Source organism: Polaromonas sp. P5_D5 (assembly GCF_054049435.1).
On sequence record NZ_JBFUMJ010000002.1, the window covers coordinates 248,139 to 269,702 of the forward strand.

21 protein-coding genes are annotated in these 21,564 nt (G+C 61.2%); 13 read left to right on the plus strand and 8 right to left on the minus strand.

What is annotated here, in order from left to right; all coding sequences use genetic code 11:
• Window positions 1-32 precede the first annotated feature (32 nt).
• Window positions 33-518, plus strand: coding sequence for a copper chaperone PCu(A)C (locus tag ACXJKE_RS07850; protein ID WP_457280031.1), 486 nt, complete (start codon window positions 33-35; stop codon window positions 516-518).
• Window positions 519-533: 15 nt separating this feature from the next.
• Here the strand turns inward: ACXJKE_RS07850 and ACXJKE_RS07855 are convergent, their stop codons facing one another.
• Window positions 534-1,697: a helix-turn-helix domain-containing protein gene (locus ACXJKE_RS07855; protein WP_457280032.1), complete on the minus strand. Its 1,164-nt coding sequence runs from the start codon at window positions 1,695-1,697 to the stop codon at window positions 534-536.
• 127 nt (window positions 1,698-1,824) lie between these two features.
• On the minus strand, window positions 1,825-2,211 hold the full coding sequence (gene crcB, locus ACXJKE_RS07860) for a fluoride efflux transporter CrcB (protein ID WP_457280033.1): 387 nt from the start codon (window positions 2,209-2,211) through the stop codon (window positions 1,825-1,827).
• Between the two features lie 48 nt (window positions 2,212-2,259).
• Between crcB and ACXJKE_RS07865 the strand changes: the two genes are divergently transcribed.
• Entirely contained in the window at window positions 2,260-2,976 is a 717-nt protein-coding gene (locus ACXJKE_RS07865) for an aspartate/glutamate racemase family protein (protein WP_457280034.1), read from the plus strand.
• A gap of 12 nt (window positions 2,977-2,988) precedes the next feature.
• On the opposite strand, the gene ACXJKE_RS07870 is transcribed toward ACXJKE_RS07865, so the two are convergent.
• From ACXJKE_RS07870 to ACXJKE_RS07880, 3 genes are read right to left on the minus strand one after another with little or no spacing between them, the layout of a single operon-like run.
• Window positions 2,989-4,284, minus strand: a complete 1,296-nt coding sequence (locus ACXJKE_RS07870) for a TRAP transporter large permease (RefSeq protein WP_457280035.1) — start codon at window positions 4,282-4,284, stop codon at window positions 2,989-2,991.
• A 20-nt stretch (window positions 4,285-4,304) separates the two neighbouring features.
• Window positions 4,305-4,814 (minus strand): TRAP transporter small permease, encoded by a 510-nt coding sequence (locus ACXJKE_RS07875; RefSeq protein ID WP_457280036.1) that lies wholly within the window; start codon window positions 4,812-4,814, stop codon window positions 4,305-4,307.
• A gap of 2 nt (window positions 4,815-4,816) precedes the next feature.
• A complete protein-coding gene (locus ACXJKE_RS07880) occupies window positions 4,817-5,800 on the minus strand; it encodes a TRAP transporter substrate-binding protein (RefSeq protein ID WP_457280037.1) in 984 nt (327 codons plus the stop codon).
• Between the two features lie 121 nt (window positions 5,801-5,921).
• Here ACXJKE_RS07880 and ACXJKE_RS07885 point away from each other — a divergent pair, with 121 nt between their 5' ends.
• From ACXJKE_RS07885 to ACXJKE_RS07935, 11 genes are all read left to right on the plus strand, one after another.
• The gene (locus tag ACXJKE_RS07885) at window positions 5,922-6,875 is read left to right on the plus strand and encodes a LysR family transcriptional regulator (protein WP_457280038.1); all 954 of its coding nucleotides are present in this window, start codon (window positions 5,922-5,924) and stop codon (window positions 6,873-6,875) included.
• A 121-nt stretch (window positions 6,876-6,996) separates the two neighbouring features.
• Window positions 6,997-8,262, plus strand: coding sequence for an ABC transporter substrate-binding protein (locus ACXJKE_RS07890; RefSeq protein ID WP_457280039.1), 1,266 nt, complete (start codon window positions 6,997-6,999; stop codon window positions 8,260-8,262).
• 35 nt (window positions 8,263-8,297) lie between these two features.
• Entirely contained in the window at window positions 8,298-9,164 is an 867-nt protein-coding gene (locus ACXJKE_RS07895) for a branched-chain amino acid ABC transporter permease (RefSeq protein ID WP_457280040.1), read from the plus strand.
• A gap of 2 nt (window positions 9,165-9,166) precedes the next feature.
• Window positions 9,167-10,183 (plus strand): branched-chain amino acid ABC transporter permease, encoded by a 1,017-nt coding sequence (locus ACXJKE_RS07900; RefSeq protein WP_457280041.1) that lies wholly within the window; start codon window positions 9,167-9,169, stop codon window positions 10,181-10,183.
• Window positions 10,180-10,890 (plus strand): ABC transporter ATP-binding protein, encoded by a 711-nt coding sequence (locus ACXJKE_RS07905; RefSeq protein WP_457280042.1) that lies wholly within the window; start codon window positions 10,180-10,182, stop codon window positions 10,888-10,890. Before ACXJKE_RS07900 ends, ACXJKE_RS07905 begins: the two co-directional genes overlap by 4 nt.
• A 2-nt stretch (window positions 10,891-10,892) precedes the next feature.
• Window positions 10,893-11,597 (plus strand): ABC transporter ATP-binding protein, encoded by a 705-nt coding sequence (locus ACXJKE_RS07910; RefSeq protein WP_457280043.1) that lies wholly within the window; start codon window positions 10,893-10,895, stop codon window positions 11,595-11,597.
• Between the two features lie 50 nt (window positions 11,598-11,647).
• The gene (locus ACXJKE_RS07915; protein ID WP_457280044.1) at window positions 11,648-12,415 is read left to right on the plus strand and encodes a putative hydro-lyase; all 768 of its coding nucleotides are present in this window, start codon (window positions 11,648-11,650) and stop codon (window positions 12,413-12,415) included.
• Window positions 12,416-12,464: 49 nt separating this feature from the next.
• Entirely contained in the window at window positions 12,465-13,427 is a 963-nt protein-coding gene (locus ACXJKE_RS07920) for a TRAP transporter substrate-binding protein (protein ID WP_457280045.1), read from the plus strand.
• Window positions 13,428-13,445: 18 nt separating this feature from the next.
• Complete coding sequence (locus tag ACXJKE_RS07925; protein ID WP_457280046.1) at window positions 13,446-14,048, plus strand: hypothetical protein; 603 nt, start codon at window positions 13,446-13,448, stop codon at window positions 14,046-14,048.
• A 68-nt stretch (window positions 14,049-14,116) separates the two neighbouring features.
• Entirely contained in the window at window positions 14,117-17,749 is a 3,633-nt protein-coding gene (locus ACXJKE_RS07930; RefSeq protein ID WP_457280047.1) for a hydantoinase B/oxoprolinase family protein, read from the plus strand.
• Window positions 17,750-18,159: 410 nt separating this feature from the next.
• Window positions 18,160-18,705 carry a DinB family protein gene (locus ACXJKE_RS07935; RefSeq protein ID WP_457280048.1) on the plus strand — a complete coding sequence of 182 codons (546 nt, stop codon included), beginning with the start codon at window positions 18,160-18,162 and terminating at the stop codon, window positions 18,703-18,705.
• Window positions 18,706-18,822: 117 nt separating this feature from the next.
• On the opposite strand, the gene ACXJKE_RS07940 is transcribed toward ACXJKE_RS07935, so the two are convergent.
• From ACXJKE_RS07940 to rfaE1, 3 genes are all read right to left on the minus strand, one after another.
• Window positions 18,823-19,383 carry a ComEA family DNA-binding protein gene (locus tag ACXJKE_RS07940; RefSeq protein ID WP_457280049.1) on the minus strand — a complete coding sequence of 187 codons (561 nt, stop codon included), beginning with the start codon at window positions 19,381-19,383 and terminating at the stop codon, window positions 18,823-18,825.
• Window positions 19,384-19,512: 129 nt separating this feature from the next.
• Window positions 19,513-20,517: an ADP-glyceromanno-heptose 6-epimerase gene (gene rfaD, locus ACXJKE_RS07945; RefSeq protein WP_457280050.1), complete on the minus strand. Its 1,005-nt coding sequence runs from the start codon at window positions 20,515-20,517 to the stop codon at window positions 19,513-19,515.
• A 27-nt stretch (window positions 20,518-20,544) separates the two neighbouring features.
• Entirely contained in the window at window positions 20,545-21,492 is a 948-nt protein-coding gene (gene rfaE1 / locus ACXJKE_RS07950; RefSeq protein ID WP_457280051.1) for a D-glycero-beta-D-manno-heptose-7-phosphate kinase, read from the minus strand.
• Between the last annotated feature and the right edge of the window lie 72 nt (window positions 21,493-21,564).

Genomic DNA, 21,564 nt, shown 5'->3' on the forward strand with positions numbered 1-21,564 from the left:
ATTCAATTCACTGCTTCAAGGAGCATTTACACATGACATCCGCAAAATTCTCAAAAGCCGTGTTGGCATTTTCGATGGCACTGGCCAGCATGCTCGCCCTGGCCCAGACGGCCGCCGTCAAGGTCGATGGGGCGTGGGCGCGCGCTACTGTGCAAGGGCAAAAAGGCACGGGGGCTTTTATGAGCCTCACCGCCAAAGATGGGGCCCAGCTGATCGGCGTGTCGTCGCCGGTGGCGGGCGTGGCTGAAGTGCATGAAATGAAAATGGACGGCGACGTCATGAAAATGCGGGCCGTGCCATCGCTTGATTTGCCTGCCGGCAAAAAGGTCGAGCTCAAGCCAGGGGGTTACCACGTCATGCTGATGGACCTCAAGGCACCGCTGGCCAAAGACAGCACAATCCCCGTGACCCTGCTGTTCAAGGACGCCAAAGGTGTGGAAAGCAAGCTCGAGCTGAAGCTGCCGGTTGCCACCGCCGCACCGGGAGCAGCCGGTGCCACGGCCGAGCACAAGCACTGATTTGTGTTTGCCGGGTTAGCTGCGTTTGCCCGAGCCCAGGCGGCGGTAAACCGTGGCCCGGCTGACGCCGAGCGCTTTTGCGGCCTGCAGCACATTGCCGCGTGAATCGGTCACTGCCTTGCGGATCAAGGCGGTTTCGAGTTCCTTCAGCGTTCGCGACGCGGCGCCTGAAGGCGGCAGGCTGGTTGCAGGGGGCGGCGAGTCTCGGCCGGGCAACTGCGGCAGCGCATGCAGGCGCAGGCCCGTCCAGAGCGGCACCTCCAGGATGCCGCCATTCACTGGCGCCTGGCGCTGCGCCGCGTCAAACAGCATTTCGAAGGGCATGGCAAAGAGATCGTTGCAATGCGGCGCCATGCCTGCGGTGAAGCCCAGCTGCGAAATCATCTGCCGCGCCGCCTGGTTGGCGCCAGTGACGCAACCATCGGTATCCACGCACACCAGCCCATCGGTTTCATCTCCCAGCGTGCGGCCCGGCCAATTCAGCCGGATCAGCAATGCATGGGGCTTGCCCAAAGTGAGCGCGTTCTCTATGCTGCGCGCGGATTGCGCGACGAGGTGTTTGAGCTCGGGCCTCTCGACCACTTCGATGCCCGTCAGGTCCAGCATGCCGGCGCAGCGGCCGTCGGGGCCGAACAAGGGCGCGCCGGCACAGCTGTAGACCGAGGTGGCTTCAAAAAAATGCTCACCCCGATGCAGCCACACCGGTTGCAGTTCGGTCAGCGCTGCGCCGATGGCGGTAGTGCCCACTTGTTGTTCCGAAAGGTCCGTGCCGATGCGTGTGATCATGTCGGCGCGGCGGTCGCGCCGGTCGATGGGGCCATTCACATTGATGACCACGCCGGCCTGGTTGGTCAGGATGGCGAAGTAGCGCGTGTCGGCAATGGCCTGGCCCAGCTTTTCCAGCACAGGCGCCGCAGCCTGCACCAGCCGGTGGTTGGCTTCCAGGGTGCGCCGCAGTGCGGTGGCAGAAACCATGTCGAAGGAGGGAGCCTGCTCCGGCCGATGGCCCTGGGCCAGGCAGCGCATCCAGGACCGCTCTATCCAGTTCTCAACCAGCGGCGCGGTGCCTGCTGGCAGTGGATCGCCGTGAAGAACTGCCTGGCGAGCGTGTCCGATGCGCGCCAGCCTGTCTTGCCCGCCCGTCGCCGGGGCGGAGTGAAAAGGGGTCATGGATGCCATGGTGCATTGTGGCCAATTCCTGCGGCACGTGCAGCGTGCGATGCGGATGGCCGTGCTCCTGCAATATAGGACAGGCAAACCGGAGTGATTACTTTTTTTCTGGGTGGAAAGTGGCCGGAATCGATTCTTAGCGTGCGCCAGCAGCTATAAAAAACATAGCGGTTTTGAGGCCGGCCACGGTCATCAGCAGGGATCCCAGCACGTGTACGGTGGCCGTAAGCGCGGCCAGCCCATAGCGCGCTTCCATCAGGAAGATCACCACTTCGGCCGAAAACGAGGAAAACGTGGTGAGGCCGCCCAGGAATCCGGTCACCAGCGCCAGCCGCCACACTGGGTCCAGCTGCGGCATGGACTGGAAGCCGGCGATGCAGATACCAATCAGGTAGCCACCAATAAGATTGGCCGCAAGGGTGCCCCAGGGAATGAGGCCGCCCGGCGTCAGCCACAGGCCGAGGCCCCAGCGCGCCAGCGCACCGATTGAAGCTCCAATGGAAATCGCGATGACGTTCAGCATGACGGTAGTGGCGGCGGTGAGTTGGTTGTTTGGCGGGAGAATAGAGCCATGACTTTAACCTCAGCACCCGCTTTCAGCGAGCCTTCGGGCTTTCTGGGGGTGGTAATGCTCGACACGCGCTTTCCGCGGCTACCGGGTGACATCGGCCACCCCGACGCTTTTGGCGTGCCCGTTCGCCAGCGGGTGGTGCCGGGAGCCGGGCCCGGCAAGATTGTGCAGACCGCCGCCGGCCTGCGTGCTGCGGGTGTGCTGCCGGCTTTTGTGCAGGCGGTGCAGGCCCTGGCGAGCGAGGGTGCGCTGGCCATCACCACCAGCTGCGGTTTCCTCGTGCTGCTGCAGGACGAATTGCAGGCGGCCGTGCCGGTTCCTGTTGTCACGTCCAGCCTGCTTCAATTGCCGACGCTGCTTGCACGCCACGCCAGGGTGGGCGTACTGACCATCAGTTCAGCGGCGTTGGGCGCAGAGCATTTGCGTGCAGCGGGTGTGACTCATGAACGCTTGGCGGATGTGGTGGTGCAGGGGGTCAATCCTGACGGTGAATTCGCCACCGCTATTTTGGGGAATCGCCAAATCATGGTCATGGAGAAGGCGTGCGGTGACGTGGTGGCAGCGGCAATCGCTCTCCGTCAGCGTGAGCCTACCCTCCAGGCGGTAGTGCTTGAATGCACCAACTTGCCGCCGTATCGCCAAGCGATTGAAGAGGCCACCGGCTTTAAGACCTGGGCGCTGACCGACGATGAACGGCTGCTGCGCCCGTGGAGATGAGCGCCGCTGGCCTCACATCTTGCCCGGCAGCCAGGTGGCGATCTGCGGGAAGAACCAGAGCAGCAATACCATGCCGCACATGAGGAAGAAAAACGGCAAGGTCACTCGCGCGATGTAGGTGATTTCCTTTTTGGTCATGCCCTGGAGCACAAACAGGTTGAATCCCACGGGCGGCGTGATCTGCGCCATCTCGACCACGATGACGATGAAGATACCGAACCAGATCAGATCCAGTCCGGCTGCCTGTACCGTGGGCAGGATGACGCCCATGGTCAGCACCACCATCGAAATGCCGTCCAGGAAGCAGCCCAGGACGACGTAGAAGATGCTCAGCACGATGATGAGCATGAAGGGGCTAAGACCGAGGCTGGAGACGAATTCGGCCAGGTGGCGCGGCAGCCCGATGTAACCCATGCTCAGCGTCAGGAACGCGGCGCCGGCCAGGATCAGCGCGATCATGCAGTACAACCGCGTCGCACCCAGCAAGGATTCCTTGAAGGTGTTCCAGCTCATGGATCTCTGCACGACGGCCAGCACGAGCGAGCCGACGACGCCGATGGCTGCGGCTTCGGTCGCGGTGGCCACACCGGTATAGATGGAACCCAACACGGCGCCGATCAGGAGTACGACCGGAATCAGGTGGCGTGACTCGTAGATTTTTTCGCCAAAACTCATCGCGGCATCGGGCGGCGGGATCTTGCCTTTGTTGAGCAAGGCCCAGACGACCAGGTAGCCTGAGAAAAGAGAAGCCAGCAACAGGCCGGGAAAAACACCCGCTATGAACAGGCGGGCAATCGACACGTCGGCGCTGACGCCATAGACGATCATGATGATGGATGGCGGGATCAGAAGGCCCAGCGTGCCGGCGCCCGCGAGGGAGCCTATCGTGATGTCTTCCGGGTAACCGCGTTTGGCCAGCTCCGGCAGAGTCATCTTGCCGATGGTGGCGCAGGTTGCCGCTGAGGAGCCAGAGACCGCGGCAAAAATGGTGCAGCCGATGACGTTGGTGTGCAGCAGTCCGCCCGGTAGCCGGCTGACCCAGGGGGCGAGGCCCTTGAACATGCTTTCGCTGAGCTTGGTACGAAACAGGATTTCTCCCATCCATACAAAAAGGGGCAGGGCCGTCAGTGTCCAGCTTGAGGAAGACCCCCAGATGGTCACCGCCATGGCGTCGCCCGCGGCTCGCGAAGAGAAAAGCTGCATGCCTATCCAGGCCACACCCGACAGCGTGAGGCCTATCCAGACACCGGAGCCCAGAATCAGGAAAAGCGAAAGTATCAGCAGCGAGGTGATGGCGAGATCGGACATTGAAGCTCTTTTGTTCTTGCTTATTCGTGATGCAGCGCTTCGTCGCTGCTGGCCTGGGTGCGCCGGCCTCTGATTTCCAGCACCAGTTCATCGATGAATGCGATCATCAGGATGACGGCACCTACGCCCATGGTGATCTGGGGAATCCATAGCGGCGTAGCGTCATTCCCGGTGGAAATGTCGTGGTAGGCATAGGAGTTGACCGACAGCATGACGCTGTACCAGGCGAACAGCATCGAAAGGGCGCTAGCCGCGGCCAGGGCCCAGATTTCCAGCGCGCGCCGGGCGCTGCCACGAAGGCCGTTGAGGATCAGCGTGACGCGGATGTGCTCACCCTTCTTGAGGGTGTGGGCCAGCGCCAGAAAACCGCTGGCAGCCATGCAGTAACCGGCATACATGTCGGTCCCGCGCAGCGACCAGGCGAACTGGCGGTCGAGGACGCCGGCCAGTACCGACACCAGCGTACCGATCATGAACAGGGCGCCCAGCCATGCCGCACCGCCATACAGCGCATCGAGCATGCGGCGCATGGCTATTTCTTCGCTGCGTTGGATTTTTCGAATGCAGACAGCAGGGCTTCACCCTCGGGGCCGGCGCGTTTGATCCAGTCTGCCTTCATGATGCTGCCCACCTGGCGCAGGTCGGCTACCAGCTTGGGCGAGGGCGTCATGATCTTCATGCCTTTTTCGGCCAGGGCTTTTTTGTAGAAGTCGTTCTTCTCCTCGCTGACTTTCCAGCCACGGGTCTCGGCATCCGCAGCGGCCTTCAAAACGGCAGCCTGGGTAGGTGCGTCCAGCGCCTCAAAGGATTTTTTGTTCACGATGACGGCGTTCTTGGGCAGCCAGGCCTGCACGTCATACCAGTACTTGATGCTTTCGTAGGTCTTGGTGTCGTAGCCGGTGGAGCCCGAACTCATGTAGCTGTTGACGACGCCGGTTGCCATAGCCTGGCTCAGCTCCGCGGCCTGAACGGTCACGGGTTGCGCGCCGACCAGCTCGGCAATCTTGCTGGTGGCCGGGCTGTAAGCGCGCCACTTGAGGCCTTTCATGTCGGCGACGGCGGTGATTTCCTTGTTGACGTAGATGCCCTGGGGAGGCCAGGCCACGGTGTAGAGCAGCTTCATGCCTTGCGCGCCCAGCAGTTTTTCAAGCGCCGGCTTTTGCGCTTCGGCCAGCTTGTGTGCCGAGGCGTAGCTGGAGGCCACAAAGGGCAGGCCGTCTGCACCAAATATTGCGTTCTCGTTCTCGAAGTTGACTAACAGGATCTCACCGATCTGGGCCTGGCCGCCTTGCACCGCACGCTTGATTTCGTTGGCCTTGAAGAGCGAGGCGTTGGCGTGCACCGTGATCTTGAGTTTGCCGCCGCTGGCCTTGTCGACGTCTGCCGCGAACTGCGTCAGCGTTTCCGTGTGGAAGTTGCTGGCCGGGTAGGCCGCGGGCAAATCCCACTTGGTCTGGGCGAAGGCGTTGGCGCCGAAGGCGAGAGCGGCGGCCACCAGGGTGACTTTGAATTTCATGAAAAGCTCCAGGACAAGGAATTAGTAAGTAGTAATAGGATAGACGCAAATCCCGCGCCAGTTCACCGGGCATACCCCGAAAAGCCGGCGCCTACCTGTTTTGCGACCTTGAGGCCCCGCCATGAACCTGCGTTTTGTTGAAGCTTTCTATTGGGTTGCCTCGCTCAAAAGTATCTCGCGCGCCGCGGAGAAGCTCTACCTGACGCAGTCTGCCATGTCCAGCCGGATCGCCACACTGGAAGAAGAGCTGGGCATCCTGCTGCTGGACCGGCGCGACAAGCAGTTCAAGCTCACCGTCGCGGGCGCGCGTTTCCTGGTCTATGCGCAAAAGCTGCTGGAGCTGCAGCGCGAGGTCAAACACGAGATGGGTTCGGGTGCGGCCATGGCGGTATCGATGCGCATAGGCGCCATCGAATCGGTGTTGCACTCCTGGCTGATTCCCTGGCTCGAAAAGCTCCGCGTAGACCACCCCGGGCTGGAGCTGGAGCTGACGGTGGAAACCACGCCCATCCTGATGGACCAGGTGCAGCGCGGCACGCTGGACCTGGTCTTCGCCGCGTTGCCCGCTTCGGCGGACGGTGTGCGCAACCAGGCTTTGCCGCCCATGGATATGGCTTTTGTGGGAAATCCGGCGCTGCATAAAAAAAGAAATTACCGGCTGGATGAACTCGCGGAAATGGAATTGCTGACGTTCCAGAAAGGCTCGCAGCCGCACGTCACGCTGGTCGACCTGTTCAAGCAGAACCGCATGGAGCCCAAAAAGGTGCATGCCATTTCATCCATTTCCGCGATGGTCCAGCTGGTGCAGGGCGGCTTTGGCGTGGCCCTTCTGCCGCGCATCGCAGTGCAGCGCCTGACGGGGTTCGCCAGCCTGAAATTGCTCACCTGCGACACCCGTGTGAAGTCGTTGCCGATCCACGCGAGCTACCGCACCGACCCGACTTCATCGGTGGTCGAGACAGTGGTCAGGTCGGCCGTGCAGTTTGCCGCGGAGAGCACGGGAGCCGGCACCAAAACGGGTCGCAAGCCGGCGGCCAGGGTTGCAAAAACAGGCAAAAAAGGTGCGTCAGGGTAAATACCAATCATCGAAAAAATCGATGACGTAAGCAAAAAATTACTTGTTTGATTTCGTCATTTGCTAATCGCACACTTCGTCACATGTCATCCAACCGTCATGTTTTTACGAGGAGTGCGTCATGAAGAAATCTTGGTGGGCCAAAGTGGCCGCAGTGTTGTTGTCAACCGGCATGGCCTTTGGCGTGCATGCACAGCAAGAGATAAAAATCGGTGTGCTTTATCCGCTCACCGGGCCTGCCGCATCCGTGGGGGCCGAGCTGCGCAGCGCGCTGGAACTCGCCGCCGACATCATCAATAACGGTGCGCCCGGTGTTTCCGAGCTGCCGCTGTCTGCCGGCAAGGGCTTGCCCAACCTCAAGGGCGCAAAAATCAAGCTGGTGTTTGCCGACCACCAGGCCAACCCGCAGACTGGCGCTACGGAAGCCGAGCGCCTGATCACGCAGGAAAAAGTCGTGGCACTCGTGGGCGCCTATAACAGCGCCGTCACCGCCACGGCCAGCCAGATCGCCGAGCGCGCCGGCATCCCTTTCCTGAACCCTGAATCGTCGTCGGCATCGCTCACGCAGCGCAACTTCAAGTGGTTCTTTCGCACCACGCCGCATGACGACCTGTTTGTGCACAACGCCTTTGATTTCCTGAAAGAACTCGAAGCCAAAAAAGGCATCAAGGCGGGCGTGGTCGCCAGCCTCAACGAAAACGGCTTGTGGGGTACGGAAACCACCAAGCTGCAGACCAAACTCGCGCCCGAGTTCAAGCAGAACCTGGTCAAGCAGGTGATGTACCCGGCCAAGACCACGCAGCTGACTTCGGAAGTGCAGACGCTCAAGGCCGCCAATCCCAACCTGGTGCTGCAGTCGTCCTACACGGCCGATGCCATCCTGTCGATCAAGACCTACAAGGAACTCGGCTTTTCGCCGGACATGATCCTGGCGAACAACGCGGGCTTCACCGATACCGATTTCATCAGGACACTCGGCAAGGACGCCGACTACATCATCACGCGTGAAGTCTGGGCGCTGGACCTGGCCAACCGCAATCCTCTGATCAAGCAGGTCAACGACCTGTTCAACAGCCGCTACAAGATCAACTTCACCGGCAATTCCTCGCGCACTTTCACCGGCCTGATGGTGATGGCGGACGCCATCAACCGCGCCGGTTCCACCGAACCCGAAGCCATCCGCAAGGCGCTGGCCGCCACCGACATGCCCGGCAGCAAGCTGATCATGCCGTGGAAGGGTGTGAAGTTCGATGCGACCGGCCAGAACACCCTGGGCCAGGGCATCCTGGTGCAGATCATCGGCGGCAAATACAACACGGTCTGGCCGTTCGACATGGCCTCGCGTGAAGTGACCTGGCCCATGCCCAAGTGGGACCAGCGCAAATAAGCCGCGAGTTTTGACCTAAAAGCCAAGAGACAACCATGACTACGGAAATATTGCTTCAGACGCTGGCCTCCGGCGTGCTGATCGGGCTGATTTACGCGCTGGTGGCTATCGGCCTGACCATGATTTTCGGCGTCATGGACATCGTGAACTTCGCGCACGGGGAATTCCTCATGCTGGGCATGTACTCGGCCTTCTGGCTGTTTTCCCTGTATGCGCTGGACCCCATGCTCACCTTGCCGCTGACAGTGATCATGCTGTTCGGCTTCGGCGTGCTGCTGTACAAACTGGTGATCGTGCGCATCATCAACGCGCCCATGCTGTCGCAGATTTTCACGACCTTCGGCATCATGATCCTGCTGCGCGGCGTGGCCCAGTTCCTCTGGAAACCGGATTTCCGCTCCATCGAGAATTCGGCGGTCAGCGGAACGGTCAAGCTGTTGGGCGTGCAACTGGGCAAGCCGCAGCTGGTCGCCGGTGTAGGGGCCGTCGTGGTCACCGGCCTGATTTACTTCTTCCTGAACAAGACCCGGCTCGGTGCGGCGCTGGAAGCCACCGCCTCTGACAAGGAAGCGGCCCGTCTCATGGGCATTGATTCGCACAAGATGTTCTCGCTAGCCTGGGGCATAGGCGCGGCCTGCGCCGGCGCAGCCGGGGTGCTGCTGTCAACCTTCTTCCCGATTTTTCCGGACGTTGGCGCTAGCTTCATCCTGCTGGCTTTTGTGGTGGTCAACCTGGGCGGCTTCGGCAGCGTCTCGGGCGCCTTCTGGGCCGGCATCCTGGTCGGCGTGATCGAGGTCATGGGCGGCCTGCTGCTCGGACCGCAGTACAAGACGGCCATCGTGCTCGTGCTGTTCCTCGGCGTGCTGATGTTCCGCCCGCAGGGTTTGATGGGCAAGGCATGATCATGAAGCAACTCATTTTTGTTATCGCCGCTCTGGCGCTTGCCTTGGCCGTCCCCGCGGTCACGGATGCCTCGCACCTGAACATGGCGATCCTCATCCTCATGGCAGCCCAGGTGGGTGTAGCCTGGAACATCGTGGGTGGCTATGCGGGACAGGTGTCCCTCGGCCATGCGGCTTTCTACGGACTTGGCGCCTATGTCTCGACACTGCTGCTGATCAAGTTCGGCATCAATCCCTGGATAGGCGTGCTCGCCGGCGGTTTGGTGGCAGCCTTGCTCAGCCTGGGGTTTGGCTGGTCCTGCTTCCGGCTCAAGGGCCACTACTTTGCGATGGCCACCATCGCGGTGGCCGAACTGGTGCAGATTTTCTTCACTGAGTGGGATTACGGCGGTGCGGCGGTCGGGCTTTACGTGCCGATGGACAAACAAGGCTGGCTCTGGCTGAACTTCGCTACCAAATTGCCGTACTACTGGCTGGCACTGGGACTGCTGATCATCACCTTGGGCGCGAACTGGTGGATAGAGCGCAGCTACCTCGGCTACTACTTCAGGGCCATCAAGGATGAACCCGACGCGGCCCGCAGCATCGGCGTGAACATCGCCCGCTACAAGCAGGTCGCACTGTCGGTCAGTGCTTTCCTCACGGCAGTCGGCGGCAGCCTGTATGCACAGAAAGAACTTTATATCGATCCGAATTCGGTGCTCTCGACGGCGCTCTCCATCAAGATGGCGCTGGTATCCATTCTTGGAGGTGTGGGCACCTTGTTCGGTCCGGTTGTGGGTGCCGTGGTGCTGACCAGCATCGAGGAATTCACCCGCATTGCCTTCGGCGGTACGGGCCGCGGCACTGACGTCATCATTTATGCGAGCCTCATCATCGTGATCGCAGTCTTTTATCCCACGGGCCTCATTGGCTGGCTGCGCAGCTTCCGGGAGCGCCGCGAGGCACGCGCCGATGCATCGCGGCAGATGGCGGTGCCCACCGCCACCGTGCAGAACGCCGGCGAGGAGGCCGTATGAAGTTGCTGGAAGTCAAACAGGTCAGCAAGCGTTTCGGCGGGCTGGTCGCCAACCAGGATGTGTCCTTTAGCGTGGACACCGGACAGGTGGTGGGCCTGATCGGTCCCAACGGCGCCGGCAAGACCACCATGTTCAATTGCGTGGCGGGGTTTTTCGCTCCCACATCGGGCAGCATCATGCTGGGCGGCCGCGACATCGCAGGCCTGCCGCCTGAAACATGCGCCCGTGCCGGTGTGGCACGGACTTTTCAGATTGCGCGCACCTTCACCAGCATGACGGCCTGCGAGAACGTGATGACCGCGGCCATGCTGCTGCAGCACAACGTTGCGAAGGCACGCCAGGCTGCCATGGACTGGCTGGCTTTTGCCGGGCTTGAACGCTTTGCCGACCGGCCTGCCGCCAGCATGACCATCAGCGAGCAGCGGCGCCTGGCCGTGGCGCGTGCGCTGGCCATACAGCCGCGCATCCTGCTGATGGACGAAGTGATGGCGGGCCTCAATCCGTCGGAAGTTCGCGAAGCGGTCGACGTCGTTCTCAAGATCCGGGACAAGGGCATTGCGTGCCTGATCGTCGAGCATGTGCTGGAAGGCATCATGCCGATCGCCGACAAGATCGTCGTGCTGGACCGCGGCGTGAAGATCGCCGAAGGCACGCCGCAGCAGGTGTCGAACGACGCTGCCGTGATTACCGCCTACCTCGGGGACTGAAGATGCTTGAAATCAAAAACCTCAAGGTCTGCTACGACGACGTGCTGGCCATCTCCGACGTCAGCCTCCAGGTCGAGCCCGGCAAGATCGTCGCGCTGGTAGGCGGCAACGGCAACGGCAAGTCCACCACCTTGCGCGCCGTGGCAGGCCTCAATGCCGCCGCAGCGGGCAGTATTACCTTCAACGGTGAGCCGGTTCACCGCATGCCGGCGCACAAACGCGTCCCGTTAGGTCTGTCGCTGGTGCCGGAAGGCCGGCGCCTGTTTCCCCGGCTGACAGTGCTTCGCAACCTGGAGCTCGGTGCCTTTACGCGCACGGACAAGCACGAGGTGGCGCGGGGCATTGAAGAGATGCTGCAGCTGTTCCCCATCCTCAAGGAGCGCGCCACACAACTGGCCGGTACCATGAGTGGGGGCGAGCAGCAAATGCTGGCCATCGCCCGCGGGCTGATGGCCCGGCCCAAGCTGCTGATGCTGGATGAGCCTTCGTGGGGCATCGCGCCCAAGTTTGTGACCAAGGTGCTGGAGGTTATCCAGCAGGTCAATGGCACAGGTGTCTCGATATTGCTGGTGGAACAGAACCTGCAAAAGGCCTTGGGCATCGCGCATTACGGCTATGTCATCCAGACTGGCCGTATCGTGATGCAGGGCAAGGGTCATGAGCTCCTCAATGATGACCGGATCAAAAAGGCCTACCTGGGCCTTTGACGGAAAAGCCGCTGTATCACCCTATTTTTCCAATCAAGCTTTACCCTGCCATGAACAAGATTTTTGATCGTCCCGCCGACCTCCGGATGGCCAGCCGTTGCGGCGAGTTTGCCCTGCCCACCGCGGGACACGCGAACGGCCATATCCAGGCCAACCTCATGATCGTCCCCCAGGCCCAGGCCTTTGACTTCCTGTTGTTCTGCCAGCGCAATCCCAAGCCCTGCCCATTGGTGGAGGTTCTGAAGCCGGGCGCCACGGAGCCTTTGTGTGCACCGGGGGCGGACATCACGACCGACATTCCGGGCTATCGCGTTTACCGTGACGGCGAGTTTGTCGAGGAGCGGGACGAGATCCGTTCGATCTGGAAGGACGACTATGTGGCCTTCCTGATCGGCTGCAGTTTTTCTTTCGAGGCCGCGGTCACCCAGGCCGGCATTCCCCTGAGGCATGTCGAGCAGGGCCGCAATGTCTCGATGTTCCGTACCAGTCTCCAGTGCCAGCCCGCTGGTGTGTTCAGCGGTGAAATGGTCGTCACCATGCGGCCCATCAAGAGCCGCGATGTGGCAAAGGTGGTGGAGATTTCTGGCCGGTTTGACGTTGCGCATGGTGCGCCCGTTCACATCGGCAATCCGGAGGCGATCGGCATCACCGACCTGTCGCGACCGGATTACGGCGATGCAGTCGACATCAAGGATGATGAAATCCCGGTGTTTTGGGGTTGCGGCGTCACGCCGCAATGGGTTGCCCAGAAGAGCCGACTGTCGATGTGCATCACCCATGCGCCGGGCAAGATGTTTGTGACGGACCTGAAAGGGTGAGTTCCATGCACCCGCCGCCGGGCTAATTCTCAACTCCCAAGGAGTTCCCATGAAAGCAGTTTTAATAGCCGTGCTCGTCACGGCGGGGGCAGCGCACGCCCAGACAACCTGGAAGCTGGCCACGGGCTACCGGGCAGAGTCCTTCCATACGCAGAACCTCCTGCAATTTGGGCGCGATGTGGATCTGGCCACGCGCGGACAGCTGGTCATACAGGTGTACCCCAACAACACCCTGGCCAAGCTGGCGGACATCAGCGCGGCCGTGCAGCAGGGAAAGGCCGAAGCGGGCGAGACCATCCTGGCGAGCATGGTCAAGGAAATTCCGCTGGCTGGCGCGGACTCCATTCCCTTCGTCGTGGCCTCCTACAAGGACGCACAACGCCTCTGGAAACTACAGCGGCCAGGCCTTGAAAAGCATTTCACCGAGCATGGCATGAAGCTCCTGTACGCAGTGCCGTGGCCGCCGCAAGGCCTGCATTCGAACAAGCCGGTGCGGGGCCCGACGGATTTTCGGGGCACCCAGATGCGCACCTACAACCAGACCACCATGCGCATCGCCGAAATGCTGGGTGCCAAGCCGGTGGATGTGGCCATGGTCGATGTGGGCAAGGCATTGGCCGAAGGCCGGATGGACAACATGATCACGTCGGCGCTGACCGGCGTGGAGAACAAGGTTTGGGGCCCGATCAAGTATTACTACGAGATCAATGCCTGGTTCCCCAAAAACGCGGTGTTTGTGAACAGCAAGGTCTTTGATGCACTGAAGCCCGAGGCGCGCGCTGCCGTGCTCAAGGCGGCAGGCGAGGCGGAAGTCCGCGGCTGGCAGGCCAGCCAGGCGCTGGCGACCAGCGCGACCGAGGAATTGCGCGCCAACGGCGTGAAGATAGAACGCATTCCCCCCGAACTGGACACTGAGATCAAGCGCATGGGCGAGAAGTTCTCGCGCGAGTGGATACGATCGGTGGGCAATGAAGCCAATGATATTTTCGTGCCGTACTACATGCCGCAATAAGCACAGGCTTCGAATCGCATGAAAACTCCTTCTGCATCCATCGCCGCCTACCTTCATGCCAAGGATGGCAACCGGCCTCACCTGCTGGCGCAAGCCTTTACGGACGATGCCCTGCTGCAGGTCACCGTCCACACCGGTGCGATCTCGTTTCCCCCGGTGTCACGGGGAAGGGACGCCATCGGCGAGGTGCTGGTGCGCCGTTTTGGCCAGTCCTACGAGAATGTCTACACCTTCTGCCTGAGCTCGCCGCCGGAGGCCGACGCGCAGGTGTTTTGCTGTGACTGGCTGGTTGCCATGACGGAAAAGGACAGCCGCGCCGTGCGGGTCGGGTGTGGTCGCTACGATTGGTGTTTTTCGCCGCCTTCATGTCTGGCGGAAAGCCTTTCAATCACCATCGCGAGCATGCAGACCCTGCCGGCCTCGCACACTGACGAGGTCATGGATTGGGTCGCCGGTCTTCCCTATCCCTGGTGCCCGGCTTCAACGGCCCTGCGGGGCGCGCCGGACATCCAGCACCTGGCGCCGGTACTTGGGTACATTGGCAGGGCGCAGATGGCCAATTTTCCGGACAAGAGATCCCGGCCGGCAACGCCTCACAGCGTCGTGCCAAGCCAGGTCTGACAGCAGCAAGATCAATAAGATCCATAGAGATCAGCAAAGAACACGTTAACTCTGAAATCAAAAAAATTATGCAAGACACCACTTCAAAACCGGGCGGCGACCGTTGGCAATTCTGGATAGACCGCGGCGGCACCTTCACGGACATCGTGGCCAAGAAGCCCAATGGTTCGCTGGTCACGCACAAGCTGCTGTCGGAAAATCCGGAGCAGTACCGCGATGCGGCGGTCGCCGGCATCCGCCACCTGCTGGGCCTGAAAACGGGCGAGCCGATACGCGCCGACGTGGTGGACTGCGTGAAGATGGGAACGACCGTGGCGACCAATGCGTTGCTGGAGCGCAAGGGTGAGCCGACCTTGCTGGTGACCACGCGCGGCTTTCGGGATGCCCTGCGCATTGCCTACCAGAACCGCCCCCGTCTGTTTGACCGCCACATCGTGCTGCCCGAGTTGCTTTACAGCGCGGTGGTGGAGGCCCAGGAGCGTGTGGGCGCGCAAGGCGAGGTGCTTCAGGCGCTCGACGAAGTGCTATTAAAAAAGGAGCTGCTTGCGCAGTACCAGAAAGGGCTGCGAAGCCTTGCAATTGTTTTTATGCATGGTTACCGGTTCACGGAGCATGAAAAGGCCGCCAAGCGCATCGCGACCGAGGTGGGTTTTACCCAGATCAGCACCTCGCATGAAACCAGCCCGATGATGAAGTTTGTGAGCCGCGGCGACACCACGGTGGTGGACGCCTACCTCTCCCCCATCCTGCGCCGTTATGTGGAACAGGTCGCCAGTGAGATGCCGGGGGTACGGCTCTTTTTCATGCAGTCTTCCGGTGGGTTGACCGATGCGCATGTATTTCAGGGCAAGGACGCCATCCTGAGCGGCCCGGCGGGCGGCATTGTGGGCATGGCCCGCACGGCCGCAATCGCCGGCCATGCCAAGGTCATAGGCTTTGACATGGGCGGCACCTCGACGGACGTGTCGCATTACGCCGGGGAGTTCGAGCGCGAATTCGAAACCCAGGTCGCCGGTGTGCGCATGCGGGCACCCATGATGAGTATCCACACCGTGGCGGCGGGCGGCGGCTCCATCCTCAAATTTGACGGCGAGCGCTTCCGGGTTGGTCCACAGAGCGCAGGCGCCAACCCAGGCCCCGCCAGTTACCGGCGCGGTGGCCGCCTGGCGGTGACCGATGCCAACGTGATGGTCGGCAAGGTGCAGCCGCGCTACTTTCCGAAGGTATTTGGTCCCAATGCCGATGAGCCGTTGAGTTACGAGGCGGTAGAGACCCAGTTCAACGAACTGGCCGGGCAGACCGGGCGCAGTGCCGAGGTGGTGGCTGAAGGCTTCATCAACATCGCGGTCCAGCAGATGGCCAACGCCATCAAGAAAATTTCAGTGGCACGCGGCTATGACGTGACACGCTACACGCTGCAATGCTTTGGCGGTGCGGGCGGGCAGCACGCCTGCCTGGTGGCCGATGCGCTGGGCATGACCAAGGTGTTTGTGCACCCGCTGGCGGGGGTGCTGAGCGCTTATGGCATGGGCCTGGCCGACCAGAATGTGATTCGTGAGCAGGCGGTGGAGCTCAAGCTCTCGGCCGCCGTGCTTCCGGAAATTGCCGACAAGCTCAACGCGCTCGCTGCGACGGCAGAGGCCGAGCTGCAGCGCCAGCAGGTCAGCACCGGCAGCATCACCACGCATCACCGCGTGCATGTGCGTTATGAAGGCAGTGACTCCGCGCTCATCGTGCCCTTCGGTACGCTGGACGAGATCGAGTCCGGGTTCGAAGCCGCTTACCGCCAGCGCTTTGCCTTCCTGATGCAGGGCAAGGGCCTGGTGGTTGAGGCCGTGTCGGTAGAGTCCGTGGTGGCAGGCGACGCGCCTGCCGAGCCGCGCCACACCACGCATGAGCCGCGCGAAGTACCTCGCCGCGAAACCGTGCGCATGTACTCCGGCGGCCAGTGGCATGACGCCGCGCTGGTGGTGCGTGAAGATCTGCGGCCGGGCGACATCATCTCGGGGCCGGCCATCATTGCCGAGAAGAACGCCACCACGGTCGTGGAACCGGGTTGGGAAGCCGCGCTGACGGCGCTGGACCACCTGGTGCTGGACCGCCGGGCCGAACGCGCCGTGAAGTTTGCGGCGGGCACCACGGTAGACCCTGTGCTGCTGGAGGTCTTCAACAACCTCTTCATGAACATTGCCGAGCAGATGGGCCTGCAGCTGCAGAACACCGCTTACTCCGTCAACATCAAGGAGCGCCTGGACTTCAGCTGTGCACTGTTTGACACCGAAGGCAACCTGATCGCCAATGCGCCGCATATGCCGGTGCACCTGGGTTCCATGGGCGAAAGCATCAAGACGGTGATTCGCGAGAACGCCGGAAAGATGCAGCCTGGTGATGTGTATGTGCTGAACGACCCCTACCATGGCGGCACGCACCTGCCCGACATCACCGTCATTACGCCGGTCTACCTTGGTGCGGCGACACAGCCGACGTTTTATGTCGGTTCGCGCGGACACCATGCCGACATCGGCGGCACCACGCCGGGCTCCATGCCGCCGTTCTCGACATTGATTGAAGAAGAGGGCGTGCAGATCAACAACGTCAAGCTGGTAGAGCGCGGTGTGCTGCGCGAGGCAGAAATGATTGCGCTGCTCAAAAGCGGCAAATACCCCAGCCGTAACCCGCAGCAGAACATGGCCGACCTGAAAGCGCAGATCGCCGCCAATGAAAAGGGCGTGCAGGAGCTGCGCAAGATGGTGGACACCTTCAGCCTGGAGGTGGTGCTGGCTTATATGCGCCACGTGCAGGACAACGCCGAGGAGTCGGTGCGCCGCGTGATCACGCGCCTCAAAAATGGCGAGTTCACCTTGCCGCTGGACAACGGAGCCCAAATCAAGGTGTCCATCCGTGTTGACGTCAAAGGACGCAGCGCCGAGATCGACTTCACCGGCACATCGCCGCAGCAGACCAATAACTTCAACGCGCCGACGGCGGTGTGCATGGCCGCAGTGTTGTATGTGTTCCGCACCCTGGTTGACGACGACATCCCGCTGAACGCGGGCTGCCTGAAGCCGCTCAAGGTCATCATCCCGCCGGGCTCCATGCTCAACCCGAACCCGCCGGCTTCGGTGGTGGCGGGTAATGTGGAAACCTCCACCTGCATCACCAATGCGCTTTATGGCGCGCTGGGTGTAATGGCCGCCGGCCAGTGCACGATGAACAACTTCACGTTCGGCAATGCACGCCACCAGTACTACGAAACCATTTCGGGTGGTTCGGGTGCCGGCGGAAAGCTGGATGATGCGGGCAAGCTGGTGTCGGGTTTTGACGGCACCTCTGTAGTGCAGGCACATATGACCAATTCGCGGCTGACCGACCCGGAGGTGCTGGAATTCCGCTTCCCGGTGCGGCTGGAAAGTTATGAGATTCGCCAGGGCTCTGGTGGTGCGGGCCGATGGCAGGGCGGCAATGGCGGGGTGCGCCGTGTGCGCTTCCTGGAAGCCATGACGGCCAGCATCCTGTCAAACGGGCGCAAACACGGCGCCTTCGGCATGGCCGGGGGCCAGGCCGGGCAGGTCGGGCAAAACGTTGTGGTCCGGGCGCAAGGCCAGATCGAAACACTGGGCCATATCGGCCAGGCCGAGATGCAGCCCGGTGATATTTTTGAAATCCATACGCCGGGCGGCGGCGGCTTCGGGAAAGCTTGATGCCAATCACGGGCCGGTGTATGCCGGCCTGCTTCCCAAGCGGAGCGACCGCGCAGCTGTGACGGGTGGGTAAAGCGCCTGCCCGTTCACGCGTGCGCCTGATCGTCATTCGCAAAGTCATCTGCTCAGCCGCCCGTAACACTTGGGGCTGGCTTTAGTACCTGCAAACGGCTCGACGCTGTGCATCGCGGACGCGCCGTAAACCGGACCTCCCTCCCGTTTAGCACTATCTTTTTTTGCACTGCAACGATCGGCCATCGCCAGGACAGTGGAAAATCTGCAGTGGAGCCAGCGCACCTTGTGACGGGGGCAGGCAGGCTTTTAGGGGTGCGGAATGCCGTAATTTCAAATGAAATCCGGCCCTGGGCCAATCAGCACGAGCGCGAGAAGCTATCAATTCAGGAGCATGTATGACCGGTGCATTTTCCGACAACTACCGACTTCTGGCCCAGTACAACCGCTGGATCAATGAACGGCTGTATGGCGCGTGTGAAACCCTGTCGGATGAGGAGCGCAAGCGTGACCGTGGTGCCTTTTTCGGCTCGATCCATCACACGCTGGGCCATCTTGTCCTGGCCGACCAGGTCTGGCTCAGGCGCTTTGCGCAGTGCGGTAATGAGAACGGAATCCATTTCACGTCGCTGGGCGCTGAAGTGCTGGACATGCCGCAGGCCTACACGCTGGACATGGTGCTCTACGAAGACTGGGCCGGACTGAAAGCCAAACGGCAGCAGCTCGATGGCGCCATCGAGCAGTGGGCTGCCGACATGCCTGAGGCATACCCGGCCATGACCATGCGGTACGCCAACTCGAAAGGGGTGCAGCGCGAACACGTGGTCTGGAAGGCCCTCACGCATTTTTTCAATCACCAGACACACCATAGAGGGCAAGCCACGGCACTGGTCACGCAGGCCGGCGCCGCGGTGGGCGTGACGGACCTGATTGCGCTGGTGTAGAGGTCTTTAAGGTGCTATGAAATAGATAGCTGCTTGCGCTCGCCCCTAAAGGGCTGGAGGCAAAATTTGGCAATAAAAAACCCGCTCCAGGCGGGTTTTTTTATGGATGCGGGCCAATTACTTCTTGGCAGCGCTTGCAGCAGGCTTGGCCGCTTCAACCTTGACTTCGGTTTTGGTTTCTTTTTTGGTGTCCTTCTTGGCGTCTTTTTTGGACGTTACCGCCTCTTTGGCATCTTTGGCCGATTCCACCACGGCGTCTTTGGTCGCGATAGCCGCGCCCTTGACTGCATCCTTGGTGGCGATGGCTGCGTCTTTGGCCTTTTCGGTGACCGGCTTGTCGGCCTTCTTGCTGGTTTTGGCGTCCGCTTTGGCTTCGGCCTTGGTTTTTGCCTTCGCATCTGCGGCGGCCGGGCCGGTATAGGCGGCACCGCCAACGGTCAGCCCTGCGGCGGAGAACTCGGCTGCGCGTTTTTCTCCCACGCCTTTGACGCGGGTGATGAAGTCATCCCAGTTTTTGAACTCGCTTTTCTTGCGCTCGGAGATGATCAGCTTGGAGGTGACGGGGCCGATGTGTTTGATGCCGTCGAGTTCGGCCTCTGTGGCTTTGTTGACGTCGACCGCAGCAAAGGCTGCAACGAGAGACATGGCGGCGAAAAACGCCAGTACTTTCTTGAACATGGAAATCTCCTCAGTGGTGAGTGGCGAAGCGCGTTATGCATCCTGTGAATAAGAATGCTGTGTTTATAACGGCCCGGTTTCACACGGGGTTGACCTGCCTGATGCGATTGGGTTGGGGAACCTCAAGCCTCAGCGATTCTTGCCCAGCCACTGCATGTAAGCAGTTACACCCGCTTTCACATCAGCAAACACATGGTCACACCCAGCGGCACGCAGGGCGCCGAGGTCGGCCTGCGTGTAGCTTTGATATTTACCCACCAAGGCTGGCGGGAAGGTGATGTAGTCGATGAGCCCGCCGCGCACGGCATCTTCCAGGCTCAGCGCCGCAGCATCCTGCCCTTTGCGCAAGGTGTTCACGACGGCGAGCGCGACATCGTTGAAGGGCTGGGCCTTTCCGGTGCCAAGATTGAAAATGCCGGATTGTTCTGGATGGTCAAAAAACCAGAGGTTCACGGCCACCACATCGTCGATGAAGACGAAGTCGCGCATCTGGCCGCCGGCGCCGTAGCCGCCGTATTCGCCAAACAGCTTGACCTTGCCTTCGGCCTGGAACTGGTTGAACTGGTGAAAGGCCACGCTGGCCATACGGCCCTTGTGCTGTTCGTGGGGGCCGTAGACATTGAAGTAGCGAAAGCCCGCAACCTGGGTGGCTGCGCCTTCAAACCGGTTGCCGAGTTCACGCCGCAGGCGCTGGTCAAAGAGCAGCTTGGAGTAGCCGTAGACGTTGAGTGGTCGTTCGAATTCGGGCGATTCCCTGAACGTGTCGGATCCGCCGTAGGTGGCGGCCGACGAGGCATACAGCAGGCGTGTTCCCTGGTCCTGGCAGGCATGAAACAACTCGCACGAAAGCGTGTAGTTGTTGTCCATCATGTACTTGCCATCGGGCTCCATCGTGTCGCTGCAGGCGCCTTCGTGGAACACTGTCTCGACCTGACCATAAGCGCCTTCGGCAAAGAGGTCGTAGAAGTCGTCGGCATCCACGTAGTCGGCGATCTGCAGGCCGGCCAGGTTGCGAAATTTGTCGCCTTCGGTCAGGTCGTCGACCGCGATGATGTCGTCGATGCCGCGGGCATTGAGGCCCTTGATGATATTGCTGCCGATAAAACCCGCAGCACCCGTGACTACTACTTTCATGATGATTCCTTTAACCTGAGGCGCAATTTAATGCGCGGCAAACAGTTCGTCGTAACTGACCGTTGCGGTACCGAACTTGCCGACCACAATGCCGCCGGCACGGTTGGCGATGGGCACCGCATCACGAAGGCTCATGCCCGTGGCCGCCATGGCAGCCAGTGTGGCGATCACCGTATCGCCGGCGCCGGTGACGTCGAACACCTCACGTGCCACGGCCGGTACATTCAGCTCACCCTGGGCGTCAAACAGGGTCATGCCTTCTTCGCTACGTGTCAGCAGCAGGGCATCAAGATTGAGTGCGGTGCGCAGGTTGTGGGCTTTGGTGCGCAGCTCGGCTTCGTCGCTCCAGGTGCCGATCACGTGCTCGAGCTCGGCGCGATTCGGCGTAATGATGCTGGCGTTTTTGTAGCGTGCGTAGTCCGCCCCCTTGGGGTCGACCAGCACCACCTTGCCGGCAGCGCGCGCCTGGGCGATCATCAGCACGATATGCGCGAGGCCACCCTTGCCGTAGTCGGAAAAAAGCACGGCGTCGTGCTGCGGGTGCAGTTTTTCAAAGGTGGCGGACTGGGAGGCGAGCACCTCGTTTTCCGGCGTGTTCTCGAAGTCGAGCCGGATCAGCTGCTGCTGGCGGCCAATGACGCGCAGCTTGACCGTTGTTTTGAGCCGTGCATCGCGGCCGAAGTAAGGGGCGATGCCGGTTTTTTCGACCAGCGCCTCCAATTGGTGGCTGGCCTCATCATCGCCCACCACGGTCAGCAGCGAGGCTTGCGCGCCCAGCGTGACGATGTTGTAGGCCACGTTGGCCGCGGCGCCTATGCGTTCCTCGGTGCGCGTGACACGTACCACGGGCACCGGGGCCTCAGGCGAGATGCGGTCTACCGCGCCGTACCAGTACCGGTCGAGCATGGCATCGCCCACCACGAGGACACGGGCTTTGGCGATTCGTTCAGCGGATAGTGTGAGAGTAGTGGTCATGTCTGTCTGTATTCAAACCAGAACAGCGTGGAACCGGCTTCGCCGGGCCACAGCTGTTGCCCCCTGCAAGGG